The organism is Enorma phocaeensis, assembly GCF_900186505.1.
Taxonomy (GTDB): Bacteria; Actinomycetota; Coriobacteriia; order Coriobacteriales; family Coriobacteriaceae; genus Enorma; species Enorma phocaeensis.
Window position 1 is genome coordinate 795,242 of the sequence record NZ_LT891970.1, and the last position, 18,516, is coordinate 813,757.

19 protein-coding genes are annotated in these 18,516 nt (G+C 61.0%); 7 read left to right on the plus strand and 12 right to left on the minus strand.

Going from position 1 to position 18,516, the window contains the following annotated elements; all coding sequences use genetic code 11:
* Window positions 1-12 precede the first annotated feature (12 nt).
* Complete coding sequence (locus C1717_RS10735; RefSeq protein ID WP_219722310.1) at window positions 13-207, minus strand: biotin/lipoyl-containing protein; 195 nt, start codon at window positions 205-207, stop codon at window positions 13-15.
* A gap of 138 nt (window positions 208-345) precedes the next feature.
* The gene (locus C1717_RS09640; RefSeq protein ID WP_102372950.1) at window positions 346-711 is read right to left on the minus strand and encodes a hypothetical protein; all 366 of its coding nucleotides are present in this window, start codon (window positions 709-711) and stop codon (window positions 346-348) included.
* A 496-nt stretch (window positions 712-1,207) separates the two neighbouring features.
* Here C1717_RS09640 and C1717_RS10955 point away from each other — a divergent pair, with 496 nt between their 5' ends.
* From C1717_RS10955 to C1717_RS09670, 7 genes are all read left to right on the plus strand, one after another.
* Window positions 1,208-1,690, plus strand: coding sequence for an SLC13 family permease (locus C1717_RS10955; RefSeq protein ID WP_219722311.1), 483 nt, complete (start codon window positions 1,208-1,210; stop codon window positions 1,688-1,690).
* Window positions 1,691-1,711: 21 nt separating this feature from the next.
* The gene (locus C1717_RS10745; protein WP_219722312.1) at window positions 1,712-2,572 is read left to right on the plus strand and encodes a transporter permease; all 861 of its coding nucleotides are present in this window, start codon (window positions 1,712-1,714) and stop codon (window positions 2,570-2,572) included.
* 206 nt (window positions 2,573-2,778) lie between these two features.
* Window positions 2,779-3,480 (plus strand): GntR family transcriptional regulator, encoded by a 702-nt coding sequence (locus C1717_RS09650; protein WP_180965916.1) that lies wholly within the window; start codon window positions 2,779-2,781, stop codon window positions 3,478-3,480.
* Window positions 3,467-4,393, plus strand: a complete 927-nt coding sequence (locus C1717_RS09655; protein WP_180965917.1) for a triphosphoribosyl-dephospho-CoA synthase — start codon at window positions 3,467-3,469, stop codon at window positions 4,391-4,393. The genes C1717_RS09650 and C1717_RS09655 overlap by 14 nt, the downstream gene beginning before the upstream one ends.
* Window positions 4,394-4,654: 261 nt before the next feature.
* Window positions 4,655-5,515: a LysR family transcriptional regulator gene (locus C1717_RS09660; RefSeq protein WP_180965918.1), complete on the plus strand. Its 861-nt coding sequence runs from the start codon at window positions 4,655-4,657 to the stop codon at window positions 5,513-5,515.
* Complete coding sequence (gene citC, locus C1717_RS09665; RefSeq protein ID WP_219722313.1) at window positions 5,512-6,561, plus strand: [citrate (pro-3S)-lyase] ligase; 1,050 nt, start codon at window positions 5,512-5,514, stop codon at window positions 6,559-6,561. Before C1717_RS09660 ends, citC begins: the two co-directional genes overlap by 4 nt.
* 9 nt (window positions 6,562-6,570) lie before the next feature.
* Entirely contained in the window at window positions 6,571-7,644 is a 1,074-nt protein-coding gene (locus tag C1717_RS09670) for an AbrB family transcriptional regulator (RefSeq protein WP_102372953.1), read from the plus strand.
* 143 nt (window positions 7,645-7,787) lie between these two features.
* On the opposite strand, the gene C1717_RS09675 is transcribed toward C1717_RS09670, so the two are convergent.
* The 10 genes from C1717_RS09675 to C1717_RS09720 form a co-directional block, all read right to left on the minus strand.
* Window positions 7,788-8,495 carry a cytidylate kinase-like family protein gene (locus tag C1717_RS09675; RefSeq protein ID WP_245859636.1) on the minus strand — a complete coding sequence of 236 codons (708 nt, stop codon included), beginning with the start codon at window positions 8,493-8,495 and terminating at the stop codon, window positions 7,788-7,790.
* 63 nt (window positions 8,496-8,558) lie between these two features.
* Window positions 8,559-9,206, minus strand: a complete 648-nt coding sequence (locus C1717_RS09680; protein WP_102372954.1) for an amino acid ABC transporter permease — start codon at window positions 9,204-9,206, stop codon at window positions 8,559-8,561.
* A 3-nt stretch (window positions 9,207-9,209) separates the two neighbouring features.
* Window positions 9,210-9,962 (minus strand): amino acid ABC transporter permease, encoded by a 753-nt coding sequence (locus C1717_RS09685; RefSeq protein WP_102372955.1) that lies wholly within the window; start codon window positions 9,960-9,962, stop codon window positions 9,210-9,212.
* A 156-nt stretch (window positions 9,963-10,118) separates the two neighbouring features.
* A complete protein-coding gene (locus C1717_RS09690; protein ID WP_102372956.1) occupies window positions 10,119-10,982 on the minus strand; it encodes a transporter substrate-binding domain-containing protein in 864 nt (287 codons plus the stop codon).
* Window positions 10,983-11,081: 99 nt separating this feature from the next.
* The gene (locus C1717_RS09695; RefSeq protein ID WP_102372957.1) at window positions 11,082-11,813 is read right to left on the minus strand and encodes an amino acid ABC transporter ATP-binding protein; all 732 of its coding nucleotides are present in this window, start codon (window positions 11,811-11,813) and stop codon (window positions 11,082-11,084) included.
* Window positions 11,814-12,263: 450 nt separating this feature from the next.
* Window positions 12,264-12,617 (minus strand): MarR family transcriptional regulator, encoded by a 354-nt coding sequence (locus tag C1717_RS09700; protein WP_245859639.1) that lies wholly within the window; start codon window positions 12,615-12,617, stop codon window positions 12,264-12,266.
* Between the two features lie 3 nt (window positions 12,618-12,620).
* Window positions 12,621-15,440, minus strand: coding sequence for an autotransporter outer membrane beta-barrel domain-containing protein (locus C1717_RS09705; RefSeq protein ID WP_245859641.1), 2,820 nt, complete (start codon window positions 15,438-15,440; stop codon window positions 12,621-12,623).
* 273 nt (window positions 15,441-15,713) lie between these two features.
* Window positions 15,714-16,367 (minus strand): recombinase family protein, encoded by a 654-nt coding sequence (locus tag C1717_RS09710; RefSeq protein ID WP_102372958.1) that lies wholly within the window; start codon window positions 16,365-16,367, stop codon window positions 15,714-15,716.
* A gap of 194 nt (window positions 16,368-16,561) precedes the next feature.
* Complete coding sequence (locus C1717_RS09715) at window positions 16,562-17,005, minus strand: GatB/YqeY domain-containing protein (protein ID WP_102372959.1); 444 nt, start codon at window positions 17,003-17,005, stop codon at window positions 16,562-16,564.
* Between the two features lie 89 nt (window positions 17,006-17,094).
* The gene (locus C1717_RS09720; RefSeq protein ID WP_102372960.1) at window positions 17,095-18,372 is read right to left on the minus strand and encodes a peptidylprolyl isomerase; all 1,278 of its coding nucleotides are present in this window, start codon (window positions 18,370-18,372) and stop codon (window positions 17,095-17,097) included.
* Between the last annotated feature and the right edge of the window lie 144 nt (window positions 18,373-18,516).

Here is an 18,516-nt window from a genome sequence, read left to right on the forward strand (position 1 = left end):
TCGTCCGCTGCCCTACTGGGCGATGGAGAACAGCTCGTCGCCGGGGTTCACCATGTCGCCCTTGGCGACGGCGACGGAGGCGACGGTGCCGGCCACCTCGGCCACGACCTCGTTCTCCATCTTCATGGCCTCGAGCACCATGACGGGCTGGTTCACCTCGACCCTGTCGCCGACGGCGACGTGGATGTCGACGATCTTGCCGGGCATGGCGGCCGCCTGGACGTGGGCGCCGGCCGGCGCGCTCGAGGCCGCCGGGGCGGGCGCGGGCTCGGGCTCGGGCGCCGGGGGGCGCCGACCTCCTCCATCTCCACGAGGTACTGGGTCCCGTCGATCGAGATCTTGAACTTACGCAGCATTTGCATCCTCCGTATCGATCTGCTTATAGATATGCTTCACCACGAGCTTGCTCTGTTCCTGCGCCCCGGCCGCGATGGCAGCGGCGATGCAAGACACCAAGCGGTGCTCCGGGTTGGCGACGTTTACGCGGCGGACCTTCACGGCGCAGTGCTCGAACGCCCCCGCGGCTATCGCCGATGAGATAATGATCGCAGGTAGGTGATCGTTCGCATCCACCGGAATATACGGCGGCAGCTCCTCCCAGCCATCATTGTCGGAACGCAGCACGGCGCCCGCCTCGGTGCCTGCCGCAGCGGGCTCCTTCGCCTGTGCGTCCTTGTTTCCACGGCCACGCAGCCAATCAAAGAACCCCATGAAGCCCCTCCTTTCCCTTTGCGTCGTTTCCGAGGTTCTCGCCTCGGTTTAGCTATGACGATTAGGCATAACCTTACGTTCGCCATCCCTCATAGCACTGCACTTTTGATGTTCCTCGGGCTGACTCCGTGTCTTTTTGCTGTCTCAAGCCTTCTACCTCGATGTTGTATGTCACCGAGGCACCGATTAGCCATGTGGCTTCTCCATGTAGACAGCTACAGCAGGCACATGCCTTTCGCCGAACGGTAGATTTTTTGCCGCAAACGGTATACCACGCGCGCTTTACCAGCACTCGCCTATCTCTTTAATCGTTTTACCTGCAATTTTGTCAATCTGCAGGTCGATATTGTTTTCCCGGTGTTCCGCTTGCGCATGCATCGTCATTCCTTGCGGGCATACGCGCTATCTTGCCTGTGAATTCAACGAGCTCGCGCTTGCTGCACCTTACGCGAACTCCCGAGATTCATTCCACTGGCACCAAGAAAGGAAGGAAGCAATGGTAGTAACCATCCTTGGATGGGCTATGATCGCGGTCTTCATGGCCGTCGTCATGACCAAGAAGCTATCGCCGCTCGTGGCCCTCGTCACGATTCCAATGGCCTTCGCGTTCATCATGCTCGTCGCTACGGGCAACATCGACAAGTGGACGCTTCTGGGCGACTGGGTCATGAACGGCCTGGGCACCACGGCCAACACGGGCATCCTGCTCCTGTTCGCCATCCTCTACTTCTCCATCATGCTCGATGCCGGTCTGTTCGACCCCATCACCAAGAAGATGATCGAGTTTGCCAAGGGCGACCCCATGAAGGTCCTCATCGCGACCGCGGTCGTCGCCGCCATCTCGCTCAACGGTGACGGCACCACCACACTCGTCTGCTGCGCCGCGTTCCTTCCCATCTACGAGAAACTCGGCATGAAGAAGATGAACCTCGCGGTGCTGGTTATTCTTCAGAACACGGTCATGAACCTTCTGCCCTAGGGTGGCCCCACCGCGCGCGCCATGGCAGTCACCGGTGCCGGTGGCGATATCCTCGCCTACCTCCTGCCCGGCATGATCGTCTCCGTGATCTTCAACATCGTGGTCGTTGCGCGCTACATGGGTAAGAAGGAGCGCGCTCGTTTGGGCATCACCGAGTTCACGCAGGCCGAGATCGATGAGCTCTGCGCCGTGGACGACCCCGAGACCATCGAGCTCCGCCGCCCGCAGAACTGGGCCTTCAACGCCATCATGACCGTCGTGCTCATTGCATGGCTCGTCGCGGGCTCCTTCATCGAGGCGATCTCGCTGCCCAACCAGATGCTCTTCATCGTGGGCACCATCATCGCGCTTCTGGTGAACTATCCCAAGCTCAAGGACCAGTCCGCACGCATCGGCGCCAACGGCGGCGACGCCGTGCAGGTCGTCATCCTGATCTTCGGCGCCGGCATCTTCATGGGCCTCTTCCAGGGTGACACCGAGCTCGGCCTCTCCATGTCCGATGCCATCGCGCAGTCGCTCATCACGATCATCCCGCAGCAACTCGCGGGCTTCTGGGGCCTCATCGTCGCCCTTATCTCCGCGCCCGGCACGTTCTTCATCTCCAACGACGGCTTCTACTTCGGCGTTATGCCCGCACTCTGCGAGGCCGGCTACGCCTACGGCTTCACGCCGATGCAGATGGCCCTCGCTTCCGTCATGGGCCAGGCCTTCCACCTGCTCTCCCCGCTCACTGCCTTCATCTACCTGCTCCTGCGCCTCACCGACCAGGACCTGGGCGAGTGGCAGCGCGCTGCGGGCAAGTGGGCCGCTGTGATCTTCGTGATCTTCGTCGTCTGCATCATGGCGACAGGCGCCATCCCGCTGTACATCCCTCAGGCATAGCTCCCGCTTTGCCAGGATAGCACGCCCCTATTCATGCGCCCGCAGCTCACGTACTGGCTGCGGGCGCTATCTTATGTCGCGTGAACCACGCTCCCGGCAAGATCGACTCGCCGGGAGCCTTTCGCCCCGTCAACCCAACCGTCACTGATACTATGTAGCTAAATCCTTTGCACATGCCGACCAGCACTGCGGGAACAGGGAACCACATGGATAACGACGCCTTGATGCTCACCCTATGCGAGCACCTCGACCTATCGAAGAACGCCCCACTAAAGGATGCCATGTACGACGCCTTTCGCCATGCGATCGCAAGCGGCAAGATTCCTGCAGAGACCATTATCAACGAGAAGCAGCTCGCACAGGCCCTGCACATCAGCCGCACGCCTATCCGCACCGCCCTCGACGCCCTCGCAAGCGAGAGGCTCGTCGAACGCAGGGCGGGAGTCGGCGTCGTGGTGCTTGGCATCCGCATGAGCGATGCGGAGGATACGTTCGAGATCCGCACGGTGCTCGAGTGCCTCGCCACCGTGAAGGCAGCCCGCAACATGACCGAACAGGACTTCGAGGACCTCAGGATCCTGCTCGAAGAAGGCCAGCGCCTAAACGCCGAGGGCAACATCGAGGGCGTTCTCATGAACTGGAACGACTTCAACCGCTTCATCTTCAACATGGCGGACAGCCCGCGCTTGCAGAGCATCCTCGAGCCGCTCCAGGCGTACACGCGATTCTTCCGCAATGTCTCCGCTCAGCCCGAAGCGCGCCGCGATAAAGCGTGCGATGAGCATTGGGGCATCTACCTCGCGATGCGCTTTGGACCAGAGAAGCGCATCGAGACGCTCGTACGCGAGCACTTGAGCAACTCCTATGCGGTGGTACGTGAGGAAATGGCACTTCGTGGCATCAAGTAGCACACGCTCCAACAACCAGATGAGCGCTCACGAGCTCGGCAGGATCGCACGCACGGCGCTGCTCGCCGAAGCTCAACTCACCCCAAAGCCCGGCCTGGTCGACGCTCGGGGCAACGGCGCGCACACGGACATGGACCTCGCCACGTTCCAAGCGAGCGCAGCCGCGCTCGAGCCGTTCCTGGTAGAATACGCCGCTGCAGGCATGGGACTGGGTGCGGGCTCTCCCGCTGCGCTCGCCGAAGAGCTGCGCATGATTGGCATCCGAGCCGAAGCTGCCATGTTCCAAGCCACCGGAGGAGTGAACACTCATAAGGGGGCGAACTTCGGCTTCGCGTTGGCGCTGGGCGCGGTCGGAGCCCTGGGAGCCGTCGGCGAACCGAATGCTACCGATGCTTTCGCCCTCGTCTCCCGCATGGGCGAAACGCTGCTGAGCCACGACGTCCGCGACCTGCGCCGCCGCGAGCGCCTGGGAACGCACGGTCTCTCCCACGGCGAGCGCCTCATGCTCCAGCACGGCATGCAAGGGGCGCGCGGCGAAGCGGCGCGCGGCTATCCGATCGCGCGCAAGACGCTCGTGCCCTACCTGCGCGAGCGTGCAAAGAGCGGCTGCTGCGCCACCAAGCAGGATGTGCGCGTCACCCTGCTCCGCGCGCTCGTGAAGGCCATGGCGGCGCTCGAAGACACCAACGTCGTTCATCGGGGCGGCAAACAAGCCCTTGCCCTGCACCGCGCCCGCTGCACCGCGCTCGACGCAGCCGAACTACCCGATAGCAAGCTCATAGACGAGCTCGAGCGCTATGATGCCGAGCTCATCCGGCAGAATGTGAGCCCTGGCGGCGCTGCGGACCTGCTCTCGCTCTCCGCCTTCTTCGCCATGGTAGAAGGCGTCATCGACCCGGCGCTGCTCGTCTAGTCGCCACGCCATCCAATCTATCGCAGCGCGCACGCCAAGCTTCCGCAGCACCTTGGCTTCTGCGCCGCGCCCTACGCACCGCCCCATGCGCGACCTCACCAAGCGCTCCTGTTCTGCTGGTGTTCTAATTCACGCACCAGCCGATCCCTCCTCCGGCGACGCCCTACCATAAGGTATGACCGAATGGAATGGAAGCAGCCAAGTATAGCCCACCGTTCTCGGTAGACACGCCGCCCCATGCACCATCGTAAGGACCTCGCCATGGATGAGAGAGACTTCGCCCTTCTAAGCACCTTGCAGGAATGCAACAATATCTCGCACGCCGCCGATCGCCTGAGCCTCACCCAATCGGCGCTCTCCAAACGCATAAAGGCAATCGAGCGCGAGCTTGGCTGCACCTTGCTCATCCGCACCAGCAAAGGCGTGCGCTTCACGCCCGAGGGCGAAGTCGTACTGGAGCACACGGCGCGCATCCGCCATGAGCTGCACGATCTGCGCAGCTATATCGACTCGGCCCATGACGAGGTATGTGGCTCGCTCTCAGCCGGGTTCTCAGTCAACTACGCCGCTCTGCGCCTTCCCAAGCTGCTCGCCGAATACCATCGCAGCTATCCGCTCGTGAGGCTCGACGTCAAAACGGGCAGGAGCCTCAACCTCATCAAGCAGCTCCAGACGAGCCAGCTCGACGTCGCGGTCGTGCGCGGCGAGCTCCCTTGGGACGGCAAGCGCTATCTGCTCGCCGAGGAGCGCGTCTGCGTCGCTCGCTCACACGAGCTCGAGCAGGTGCCGCTCGGGGAACTCACCTACATCTGCCATATCACCGATTCAAGCCAAAGCGCCCTCATGCAGCGCTGGCTGAGGGAAAACGGCCTCACAGACCCCAAAAGCACCCTCAACGTCGCAGACCTGCACACCTGCATGCGCCTCGTTGAGCTGGGTGTGGGCTGGGCGCTTCTACCCGACATCATCCTCGAGGAGTTCGACGGGGCAGTGCACCCCTGTACGTTCGCAAACGGCGAGGCGTTCATGAGGCGCATGTACATCTGCTGCCACCGCGAAACGTATGAGCTGCCCCAGGTCGATGCCATGGTCGATCTCATTCGCAAAGGATACGGCGCATGATGGACACCTACAGCATCGGCAAGGTCTGGCCGCAAGACGCGGGCATGCTCGCAAAGGTCGACGCTCTCCTCGCGCAGGAAGGCATTGAGCGCGACGGAAACCTCGACTACACCTGCGCCATCTTCAACGACGACCTTGACGTGATCGCCACCGGGAGCTTCTTTGGCAACACGCTACGCTGTCTCGCCGTCGATGAGCACCACCAGGGAGTGGGGCTCATGAGCAAGCTTGTGGGCCACCTGATTGAGGAAGAGCGCGTCCGAGGCAACCTGCAGCTCTTCGTGTATACGAAGGTCGCAGCCGCGAAGTTCTTCCGCGACATGGGTTTCCACGAGATCGCTCGTGTAGACGGCTCGCTCGTGTTCTTAGAGAATCGGCCCGGGGGCTTCGATGCCTACCTGCGCGAGCTTGCCGCTACCCGCCGACCTGGCACTGCGGCGGCAGTGGTGATGAATGCCAATCCGTTCACCTTAGGGCACCGGCACCTCGTCGAGGTTGCGGCGCGCGCCTGCGATACACTCCATCTGTTCGTGCTCAGCGAGGATGCGAGCCTCATCCCCTTCGAGGTGCGCCGGCGGCTGGTGCGCGAGGGCGTGGCCGACTTGCCTAACGTGGTGCTGCACGATTCTGGCCCATACATCATCTCGTCAGCGACATTTCCCAGCTATTTCCTCAAAGACACCGCCGCCGTGAACGAGAACCATGCACGCCTGGACATAGCCGTGTTCCAGCGCATCGCTCAGGCGCTCGGCATCACGGAACGCTTCGTGGGCGAAGAACCCACCAGCAGCGTGACGAGCACCTACAATCGCATCATGGCCGAGGAGCTCCCGCGCGCAGGCATCTCCTGCCAGATCGTGCCACGACTCGCTACAGCGGACGGCAACCCGGTGAGCGCCTCGACCGTGCGCCATGCCCTGCATGACGGCGATCTGGAAACCGTGCGCGCCCTCGTTCCCGATACCACCTACGCTTACCTCGCCAGCCCCGAAGCCGCACCTGTGCTGAAACGCCTGCGCGCAGCCCAAAACGTCGAGCATTACTAGGGAGCCCGCATGCATCTATTTCATATTGTTGGAACGATCGTCATCGGTATCTTGGGCTATTTCGTTGCACGGCGCGCCGGCATCCCCGCTCCCGCGATGATCGGTTCGATGCTCGCCGTCGGCTTGGTGAGCGCCTTTACCGGCTTTGCCGAGATGCCCGCGCCCATCAAGATGGCGTCACAGGGGATCTCCGGCGCATTCATCGGCCTTTCCGTGGGCAGGCGCGACGTGCGCAATATCCCGCATATGATCAAGCCCCTCCTGCTGCTGCTCACGCTGCTCACGCTCAACACGCTGCTGCTGGGCTTCGCGTTCCACACCCTCTTTGGTTGGGATCTCATGACCGGTCTGCTCTCGTGCGTGGCTGGCGGTATCGCCGATGTGTCGCTTATTGCGATGGACATGGACGCCGACGCCTCGACCGTCGCGATCATGCAGACGATCCGCCTGTTCTTCGTGCTCGCGGTCCTTCCATCATGGATTGGCTTCATGACGCGCAACACGGACGCCGCGCCCGCCGCAAGCGAGCCCCTCGATATGTCGCCCGGCTCGAGCCCCACCCCACTCGACCGGCTGCTCACGACGCCACGTCGTAAGACGGCATTCACGCTGGTCATTGCCCTTAGCTGCGGTGTTGCCGGCTATATGAGCGGCGTGCCGGCAGGTGCCCTGGTGTTTTCACTCGTCGCCGTCGCAGCGCTCAACATCACTACAGACGTCGTAACCATGCCCATCGACATCAAGCGCATCGCGCAGATCCTGGCAGGAAGCCTGGTGGGCTCGTCCGTCACGCCCGATACGATTGCACACCTAGGCTCGATCGTTGGACCGCTCATCTGCATGATCGTCATGTACATGGCAGTGAACGCCCTGTTCTCCATCATCGCATCGCGCACGGGCATGCTCGACATGAAGAGCGCCCTGTTCGCATCGTCACCAGGCGGTGCGAGCGACATGGCCCTCATCGCCGCGGACTTTGGCGCCGACCTCACCAAGATCGGCGTGATGCAGATCGCGCGCGCCGCATATGCCGCCGCCATCATGCCCCAGGTCGCGCTCCTGTGCGTACGGCTTTGGGGCTGACGCAGAAGACCGGTTCGCGGCGCAAGGACGCGGCTGCAAAAGGGGCGCTTGCATGGAAAGGCCGCGCCGTGCGCACCCAGCATCCGGGCACGCACGGCGCGGATAGGTTCCCAGGCGCAAACGGAGGCGCCGGTGCTACGGCGCTACATGCGGCCGAGCTCTCTCATCTTGATCTCGTAGGCCCGCGCGATGATCTCGCAGCAGCCCTCCACGCCAAACAGCGCGCGGTTGATGGTGAGGTCCTTATCGCCTCGCAGTTTCGCCTTACCGGCAGAGTAGCGCTTGTAGAACAGCTCGCGGTTGCGCTGCATGTGCTTGATGCGCTTGAGCGCCTGGCGCTCCGAGATGCCGCGGCGCTTCATGACGATCTCGACGCGCTCCTCGAGCGGCGCCGTCACGTACACGCTGATGAGGTTGGGGTTGTCGCGCAGAATGTAGTCGGACAGGCGCCCGATGATGATGCACGACTCCGTGGTGCCCACATCCAGGATCACCTGGCGCAGGTTCTCGAACAGCTTATCCGCCATCGTGCGCGAATCGAAGCGATCCGGCAGGAAGGCCATCATCTCTGCCGCAACGACCTCGTCGTAGGGGGCGACCTTCTCCACCACGGTGTCGCTGCGCTTGGCGGCGCGGATGAGCAGCTCGTTGTCGTAGAGCGGGATGCCCAGACGCTCCTGGAGCGCGATACCGATCTCATGAGCATCCGTGCCGTACTGGCGCGCGATGGAAATCACCACCGGGGCCGAAGGGTCGATGTCCTCGGTCGGGGCACCGAGGGCCTCGTTGGAGTACATGTCACGAGCCATCAGCTTCGAGACATCGAGCTTCTTCTGGTCCTTCTGCGACATATGCTGCCCTTCCCTCGTCCGGCCGCATGCGACCGGATTCCATCAAACCGAACGCGAACGTCCCTATGCTGCCACTATACGACGCTGATAGGCGCGCACGATGAGCGAAATGCCAAAATTGAGGACGAAATACAGCAAGAACACCAAGCCGTACATGAGAAGCTTCTGGTCCAAACTGGGGATCTGGGCCATGACCACGCGGGCGTTGAACATGAGCTCCATCACGCTGATGCTCGCCAGATACGACGAGTCCTTGATGACCGTCGTGCACTGGCTGAAGAGCGCCGGGATGATGGTCTTGAACGTCTGCGGTAAGATGATGAGCCGCATGGTCGCGAAGAAGCCGAAGCCCTGGCTCTGCGCAGCCTCGAACTGGCTCTTGGGGATCGAGTTGAAGCCGCCGCGCACGATCTCGGCCATAACGGCCGAGGTGAAGACCGTGAACGCCGTCACCGACACCACGAAGTTCGACGCCCTCATGGTGAAGTAGATGAAGAGGATCCACAGCAGGTTGGGCGTGCAGCGGAAGAGCTCGATATACGCCGTCACGAGCCAGCGCAGGGGACTCAGCTTGCCGCGGCAGTACTGCTTGATCATGGCGAGGATGGTGCCAAAGATCACCGAGAAGATGATCGCGAGCACCGAGATGCGGATGGTGAGCCAAAAACCGCTCAAGATGAACCCGATGTTCGTAGCGTTGAACGCGTCCATGCCTTACGCCTCCTTCGCGGTCTCGGCGGTGATAGCCGCGATGTCGATCTTCTTGGCCTTGGGGATGCGCTTGGAACGCTTCTCCAGGAACTGGACGAGCAGCGCCAGCGGGAAGCAGATCACGAAGTACATCGCGCAGGCGACGAAGTATCCCTGCAGGTATCCATAGGTGCCCACAAAGCTGTTCGAGCGGTACATGATGTCGCCGCCCGCCACGAGCGCGAGCACGGAGCTGTTCTTGACCAGGTTGAGCGCCTGGTTGCACAGCGGCGGCAGGATCACCTTGAACGTCTGCGGCAAGATGATGTAGGCGTAGGCCTGCACGCGGGTAAAGCCCTGCGAGAGCGCCGCCTCCATCTGCCCGCGCGGGACGCTCTCGATGCCCGTGCGGATGACCTCCGATACGTAGGCAGCGTGATACAGGCCGACGCCCACAAAGCCCAGAACCACCGGCGGAATCGCGACCGGTCGCGGCGCGCCCGTGATGATCTGGAGCAGCTGCGGGCCCATGAGGTACATGAAGACGACCTGCACGGGAAGCGGCGTGTTCTGATAGAACTCCACGTACACGCGGCTGATGGCGCGCAAGATGCGCGAATGCGTGGTGGAGAACACGCCCAGGATCGTTCCGAGCACGAGCGCCAGCAAGAGGCCCCATGCGACCACCTGCAGAGTCACGAAGAAGCCGGCCCAAAACGCATCGAGCGAGGCGAACGTCACCTCCCAGCGTCCAGGATCCAAGATGCTCTCTAGCATGGCGCTCCTTTCTCAATCCAACAAACAGCCCGTATCATGGCCGGCATCGAATAGGCGCCACGCGCCTTGCGGTCAGCTATTCGATTGCCATCAACGGGACAAAGCGGCCGCGAGCGCACCTACGTGGCCCGCAGCCGCAGCATCAATCATGCCAAACTAGGCGCTCTCGCCCAGCCAGGTAGTGATCTCCTCGTCCATCCAACCGTTATCGAGGAGCTCATTCACCGTCTCATCGACGAGCTCGGAGAGGTCGGAACCCTTCTCGGTCGCAACGCCGTAGTCCTGCGTGCCGAACTCGACCTCGGGCTGGAGCAACTCGACGGTATCGTCCATGTAGGTGTTGAGCGTCGAGCGGTCCATCGCGAAGGCGCCCACCATGCCGGCGTCAAGGGCGTCCTTGATCTCGGGATAGGACTGGTACTCCTGGAAGGTGGGTACGCAGCTGAAGCCCTCGTCCTCGATCATCTGCTCGACGAGCGACTGGGTGGTGGAGCCGGTGGAGACGCCGATGGTCACGCCGTCGAGGTCCTCCATGCTGGTCCAGCCGTTGTCCTTCTTGACCATGATGCCCACGGAGTCCGTGCGGTACGGCGTGGAGAAGTCCCAGTCCTCCTCGCGCTCGGGGGTGATGGTGTAGGTGGCGGCCACGATGTCGAGCTGGCCGGAGTCGATGAGCGTGCCGCGCGTGGCGGGGGTCACCGTGGTGAAGGCGCAGAGATCCTGCTCCTTGGCCTCCTCGTACTCGACCTCAAAGACGGCGGCCGCGATCTGGTAGCACAGATCGATCTCCAGGCCCTCGTACTCTTGCGTGGCGGTATCTAGGTAGCCATAGCCCAAAACATCGGCCTTGACGCCGCAGTTGAGCACGCCGCGGTCGCGAATGGTCTGCAGCTTGGATGCGCTCGCAGCAGCCGAACCGGAGCCGGTGTCGCCCGAGCCGCCGCAGCCTGCGAGGCCAAGGCCTGCCACGGCAGCGGAAGCACCGAATGCCTTGATGAAGTTACGACGAGAGATGGACATGATTGACTCCTTCCAGTCGAAATAGGTGCCCCGGAACGGGGCTATCGTCTCCGCATCGCCTAAAAGGGCGTGGTAGCGATGCGATCAACGAAGGCTGCGCTAGTGCAAGATCTTGTTGAGGAAGTCCTTGCAGCGCGGGTTCTGCGGGTTGGTGAAGAAGTGCTCCGGCGTGCCCTCTTCCAGGATCTGGCCGTCATCCATGAAGATCACGCGGTCTGCCACTTGCTTGGCGAAGTTCATCTCGTGCGTCACGCAGATCATGGTGATGTTCTCATGCGCGAGCTCGATCATGACGTCGAGCACTTCCTGGATCATCTCGGGGTCGAGTGCCGAGGTGGGCTCGTCGAAGAGGATGATGGGCTGCTTGGTACACATAGCGCGGGCGATGGCCACGCGCTGCTGCTGACCGCCGGAGAGGTTCTGCGGGTATTCGCCGGCCTTTTGCTCCAGTCCAACGCGCTTGAGCGCCACCATGGCTGCCTTGGTAGCCTCTTCCTTGGACTTCTTCTGCAGCTTGATGGGGGCCAGCGTGAGGTTGCCGAGCACCGTCATGTTGGGATACAGGTTGAACTGCTGGAACACCATCGAGGAGTACTTGCGCGCCATCTCGAGGTGGTTCTTCTTGGTGACGAGCTGACCGTCGATGAGGACCTCGCCCGTGGTGGGCTCTTCCAGCCAGTCGACGCAGCGGATGAGCGTCGACTTACCGGAGCCGGACGGGCCGATGATGACGACCTTCTCGCCGGCCGCGACGGTGAGGTTGATGTCCTTCAGCACGTGAAGGTCACCGAAATACTTATTGAGATTGCGGATCTCGATCATATTCGCCATGCGCGAGGTCCCCTTCCTTCTTTACATGCACGTAAGCGGCATGGACCTGAGCCCGTGTGTAAACGCGCTATACGATTAGCACAATTGTACGGTTTCACCCTGCCGTGAACGCTTTGGCTCTGAAGATGCAACGAACCCGAAACCCAAGCGATACAAACCGTTTACCCAGGAGTTCTCACTGCTAGCCAAAGAAACCCCAGTTGGTTGGATGGCAGTATACCCTATAAGGCGCCGTTTGGACAGTTTTAAGCCATAATTGTTAACAAGGGTCGATCAGAGCAACAGCCATCGGACTCGCCCCCCTATCAATCAAAACGAGGACGAGCTCGCTCACGCGCATGATATGACTGAATAATCTATGAGACTTCGCGACACAAGAACGGGCGGCGAGCACCCGCGATGGATGCCCGCCGCCCGATTGCTGCGTTTCCGCTGTGCCAGATTGGCAACTCAGACGTTGGCGCTCTTTGCGCGCCGCGGTGCCTTCTCGGCCGTGAAACACCGAGCATGGACCTTCCCGGCCTCGGTGGCGCTGTAGGTATTACCCAGCTGCGCCCCGTTCTCGTTGAAGGCGGGCGTGGAGGTCACCAAGCCCTCGCGGCGAAGGCGCGTGAGCGACCGGTCGATCGTCCGCTCGCAGCAGCCCAGCCGCTCCACGAGCTCGCTCTTGCGGAAGTTCACCGAACCGTTCTGCTCGGTCTCCCGCACGATGAGCTCCAGGACGCGCTCATGCACGAAAGCATGGCGGCCGTTGATGCGCGAGCTCACGCCCTCGAGAGAGATATCCGCGCCCGTCCTTGCCATAGGCTACTGGGCCTTCCTCTTGCGCAGCACGTAGGCAGCCGCGATGCAGGTGCCACCTGCGGCGCCCAGCACCGTAATGGCGGTGAGGGAATTGTCGCCCGTAGCGGTGAGCGTGCCGGAAGCCGGGGGCTCCGCATTCACCGGAGGCTCAGCCGGGCCATCGCCCTCGCCTTCCCACATGAGCACGAACGGCGAGAAGCCATCGGTAGTGAAGCGGATACCATGCTCGGTATTCTCTACCTCGACGTATGCAGCGGACGAGCTCTCGATCTGGCCGGAAAGCTCGCCGTTGTTCATGTCGCGGTCGAGGTCGGCGAAATGCACCAGATGGAACTCGGTGTTCTGGTCGGTGCCCGCGGGGTACGGCCAATACACGGTCACGGGATGGTTAGCCGTGAGGTACACGTTACCGTTGTTGGCGTCCACCAAATCGAGATACTTGGCCTGGTACCACGGGTGCTCAAAGCTGGCGCCTGTCTCGGTGATCACGTCGAGCGCGCGGTTAGCGAGCTGCTGGGGGTGATCTGCCGCGACGCCGGTGTCATCGCTGTCCGCAAGGTCGTCGAACAGAAGCGACGGTGCGGCGGAGTCGGTCACGTCGACCTGGCTCTCGTTGATGTAGTAGACCGTACTATCCGGCATGACCGCATAAGCCTTGTCGGGATTCTGAGCGCGGGCAGCAGCGAGCTCCTCGTTGGAATTGACCACGTCGGTTACCACGTCGTCCTGGTTGCCCGTGACGTAGCGAATATCGAGCACGCCCTCCTGGAGCTCCATGCTGTTGTAGTACTTCGTGCCCTTGATATCAACTTCGAAGACGACCTGATTCGCGTCGACGAGCTCGGTGTAGAGCTGCATCGTGTACTGCTGGTGCAGAGCGCCTGCCTGGGCGGGATCGAAGGTGTCGTTGGTGAAGGTGGTGCCGTCCTCAGACGTGAACTGCAGGCGCACGGGCACCGCTTCCTGACCCGGGGCGGGAACGGGCACGATGCGGTAGATGAACTGACCGTACGCGCTGGAATTGGTCGCGCCGTACTTCACAAGCTTCCAATGAAGCTCGCCGGTCGAGCCGCCGTAACCATTGGTGTAGATGGTCATGTAGCTCGAAAGGTCGGCGGCCTCGCCCACCTCGGCGATGTCGGCGTCGGCAAATGCCTGATTGATCTCATCGGGAAGGACGAAGTAGAAGCCCGGCTCAGGGAGCGAGTTGCTCGCGTCGTAGCTGCCATCGTCCTCGTCGGTGATGACGCCCTCGTATCCCTGGTCGCCACCCATGTAGACGGTGATGTCGGCAGGATCGACCGCCACGGAGCCAAGGCCATGGGCGGCCTTGAGAGCCAGAGGACCGGTTACCGTAGTGGCCTCGCCCTCGAAAGCGTATTCCTCCGCATGAACGCCAGCATACGTATCCGCATGGGCCTCCCAGCGAGTAGACGCAGCATCGTCATACCATCCAGTAATGGGATCCGTACAGTCATCGGCTACGCCGCCCAGACCGACGCCATCAAGAGTCCAATCACCCGTCTGGAATAGCCCCTCAATCCTCGCGTCACCGCGGTTATTGATATCGTCACCAGCATCATCAGCATGGTTGTTATACAGCTGAATGCCGGTAACACCATCGGGAATGATCACAGTTCCGTCATTGCAGATTCCGCCACCGGTCTGCTTGGCATAGTTGCCCGTGATGACAGCGTTTGAAGGCAGAACGAGTGTGCCGCCGTTGTAAATACCACCGCCGTTGGTCGTACGCTCCTGGTTCCCCGTCGCCACAAACTTGACGCCGTCCTCCATGGTGAAGGATCCGTAATTCTCCAAACCGTTGTGCCCGTTATTCAGAATGTTGATTGTGGCTCCGGCCTCAACGGTAGTAGTGCCAGACGAGCTGCTCGCACGGATACCGCCACCGCTCCCCTTGAACGCATTCCCATTTGCATTGATGGTGGAAGTCGAATCCACTGTCATATTGCCGGAATATGTAAAGCCAAACAATCCATTGTCCAAGCAATCGACCGTCGAGTTCTGAATGGTCACATTCCCAGCAGAAAGGCCGTGCCCCGCATTGTTCTCATATTTGACCTGAGAGTTAATCGCGGTAAATGTGCCACCATTTGAACCGTTGCTCGTGCAATTCTGGACGGTGAAAGTCGAGTCTTCAACATAAATCGACGGGCTATTCACGTAGCCGCGGTTCGTCCCGTCAATAAGGAAGGTGCTACCGCCTGTAACATTGATATTTGCAGCACCGGTGGCATCAAGCTGAATGCCCTGCCCGGCATTCCCCTCAGTGCCCACACCGAGAATCTCAAACGTGGAGCCATTGCTCACGTTAAGCTCAGAACCCGCGTTCATGTAGAGCGCGTTTCTGGTGCCGGTGGTCCTGCTGTCAAACTTAAAGGTCCAATGTGCACCATTGGTCACGTTAATCGTTCCGCTCAGTGAAAGCATGAGCCACGGTGCAGAACCGTCAGAAGTCCATTCGATCGAAACGTTAGGACCATCGAGCGTTAGCACTCGAGACGGATCGTACAGGCCGAAACACATCCAGCCCTCACCGTTGCTTGTAAGCTGCTTATCAACGGTAATCCTACCGTTGCCCGTAAAGGTAAGGGTCTTGTTGAAGCCGGTTTCGAGTGTGCAATCCTGCAGCAGCACAATCGTTGATCCCTCAGGAGCCTCTTCAATCGCCTCATCCAGCGTCATATATTGTGTGTCGCCAACCTGTGCTACCTCGCCGACCGCATACGCCGGTGTTGTCCATGTGAGGAGCAGCGCGAACAGCATGCCGAACGCCGCGAGCACCCCCAGGCCTTTTCTTCTCAACGCAGGTCACCCCTTCATTTCTTTCTCGTTTCCCTCCGCGTAAGAACCGCCTTCGATTGCACTGAGCGCCGGCGAAGACGGCAGGTGCATGTGGCGCGCTGATCAATTAGCAGACATTTTTAGAGAGGGGTGCTTTAATTCACGATATATGCATGTCGGCATGCTGAGCAGGGGCGTTGCTACGGGCAGAATCGCGCTGCATCCTGTCCAAAAACGTCTACATTTTGGCCGCAGATGGTGCCATGACATCGATGAGCGTTCTGCGCTCGCATCTCATTCCTGAGGCGCATCCTCGCGGACCCATCGAAAAAATGTGGATCGGGGTATGCCGCAGAGCTCGGCGGCCCTCGCACCTGCGACGCGGCCGGAAAGATACGCCTGACGCATCTCCTCGAAAGCCGCAGGGCGCTCACGGCGCGGCCTCCCAAAGCGCACGCCGCGAGCTCGAGCAGCGGCGATCCCCTCCGCTTGTCGTTGCCGAATGTTTTCACGCTCTATCTGCGCTACATACGACAGTAGCTGCAGCATCATGTCGGCGATGAACGCACCTGTGATACCGTCGAGCTCGCGCGTGGTGTCCAGCAACGGCATGTCGAGCACCACGATTCCCACCTGGCGCTCCTTTGAGATGTGCCGCCACTCCTCCAGAATTTCGTTATAGTTGCGGCCCAGTCTATCGATGCTCTTGATAACAAGCGTATCGCCTGGGCGGAGCTGACGCATGAGCCTGCGATATGCAGGGCGCTGAAAGTTCTTTCCGCTCGCCTGGTCAGCATAGATGCGCCGCTCATCTACGCCATATTCGCTCAGCGCGTCAAGCTGACGAGCGAGGTTTTGATCTCGAGATGAAACGCGTGCATATCCATAGATCGCCCGCTCGCACGCCTCCTGACCCGTCCTTTTCACATTTGGCTTCTTCCGCTGCATACTGCCTCTTTTCATCGAGCTGGCTAGATGAGACACAGCGTAGCGTGCGGGTTGTAGGAGGGTTTGCGGGTAGCACTGCCGGGAGTGTGGCGCAGCTTATCAATTCAGAAAGAGAAACTACCATCCGAGACACAAATAGGGCGTCCCTCGCGAATAGGAGGAACGCCCCATAAACGTATTCAAAGCGCGAAGCTCTACGCCAAGCGCGCGCCAACCTCCTTGGCTGCGGCAGCCTTATCGAAGTTGCCGCCGGTTGCCTTGTTGAGCGCGCCCATCACACGACCCATATCCTTTCGCGTGGTGGCACCCACCTCGGCTATGGTCTTTTCGATGAGCTCCACCAAGGCGTCGCCGGAGAGCTGCGCGGGCAGCAGACTCTCCAGGATCTCGACCTGCTGCGCGAGCGTGTCGGTGCGCTCCTGATCGTTCGCAGCCTTACGGGACATCTCAAGCGTCTCGTTCGTCTGCTTGATGAGGCGCTTGATCATGTTGTTGACGTCCTCCTCGGTGGCATCGCGGCGCTCGTTGACCTCGATGTTCTTCACCTCGCCCATAACCTGGCGGACGATGGAAAGGCGGACCTTGTCCTTCGCCTTCATGGCGGCGACCATCTCGTTGTGCAGCTCTTCGTTTGTCATACGCGTTCTCCTCCTAAAGCCGGTGCGCTGCCAGCGGCGACATTCATCCCCGCCGGCTCACGACCTTGTGGTGCAATTCGTTCCGGCAGTTACTCCGCGGCGGCATCCCCGGTAGATGAGGCGTCTCCGCTTGCATCGCCCTCGTCGGTCGAGGCGCTCATTGCAAGGTTCATGTCCACGTTGTACGGCACGTCGGCAGGCATCTCGTTGATCTGCAGGTCTGCCGAGTCGACGTAGTTCTGGAACCACTCGGTATAAGCGGTGCCCTGCTTCTCGGACTTGATGGCATCGCTGAACGTGGTGCGCAGGTCCTCTGGAATCTGATCGATCGAGGTCACCTCGCCGTCCACGTAGAAGTGATCCGTACACGTGATGATGTGGAAGCCGTACTCAGTCTCCACCACGCCGCTCACCTGGCCGGTATCGAGTGCGGAAAGCGCTTCCTGGTAGGCATCCACGAAGGTGGTCTCCTTGTCCCAGCCCACATCGCCGCCATTCTCCGCCGAGGAATCGTCGGAGTATTCCTTGGCCGCGTCCTCAAAGGAGATCTCTCCGGCATTGATCCGGTCGAGGATGTCCTGCGCCTGCTGACGTGCTTCCTCGCGCGTGGCGTCGTCGGCATCCTCGGCGACCTCGATCAGGATGTGCGAGGAGCGGCGGGCGTCATTGTAGGTGCTTAGGTTCTCGTTCGCGTAGGCGATGATCTCGTCATCCGTGGGATCCTCGACCGGCGCCACGGCGTCGCGAAGCGCCTGCTGCTGGAGCTGGCTTTCGATCATCTGCTTGTAAGAATCCTCGGTATAGCCCAACTGGGACAGCATGGAGACGAAAGCGTCCTCGGACTCATAGCCGGCGACAGCCTCCTGCCACCTGGCCTCGACTTCCTCATCGCTTACCGTGATGTTGTTGTCGCGAATTGCCTCGGTTAAGAGGTAATCCTCAGCGATGCTCTGGATCACGCTCTCGCGGTAGCTCTCCGGAGTCTGGTCGTTCTGCGCGAGGTATGCCGCCCAGTCCTCGTCGGCATCGCATCCGAGCGACGAACGCGTGCTCATGATCTGGTTGGTAACCGTGTCCTCGGTGATGTTCACCCCGTTGACCGTCGCGGCGACGCCGCCCGTGAGGTTGTAGGACTCTCCGGACTGCACCTGGTTCAGGATGCCCGAGCATGCAACGCCGGTGACGGAGAGCAGCATCGCCAGGATGCCGATGACGACCAGCACGTACTTGACGCCGGTGCCCATCTTGCGCTTCTGCTCGCGTTTGAAGTCGCCCTTGGTCAAAGGCGCCGACGCGCCGCTATGGGCATTGCGCGAGGGGTGCTTGCCAGCGGACCTACCCTTGCCCTGCTGATTATTGGATGCCATAGGGTTACCTCCCATGGTACGTACTCGAATCACACTAGGCCATATGATACTACGGCCTCTTGCACGCCGGCTGCATGCGACTCGCGCGTACGCAAACCCCCTTATCCTTTCACGCGCGGGGCGCCTTCGTTCTTCATCAGGCTA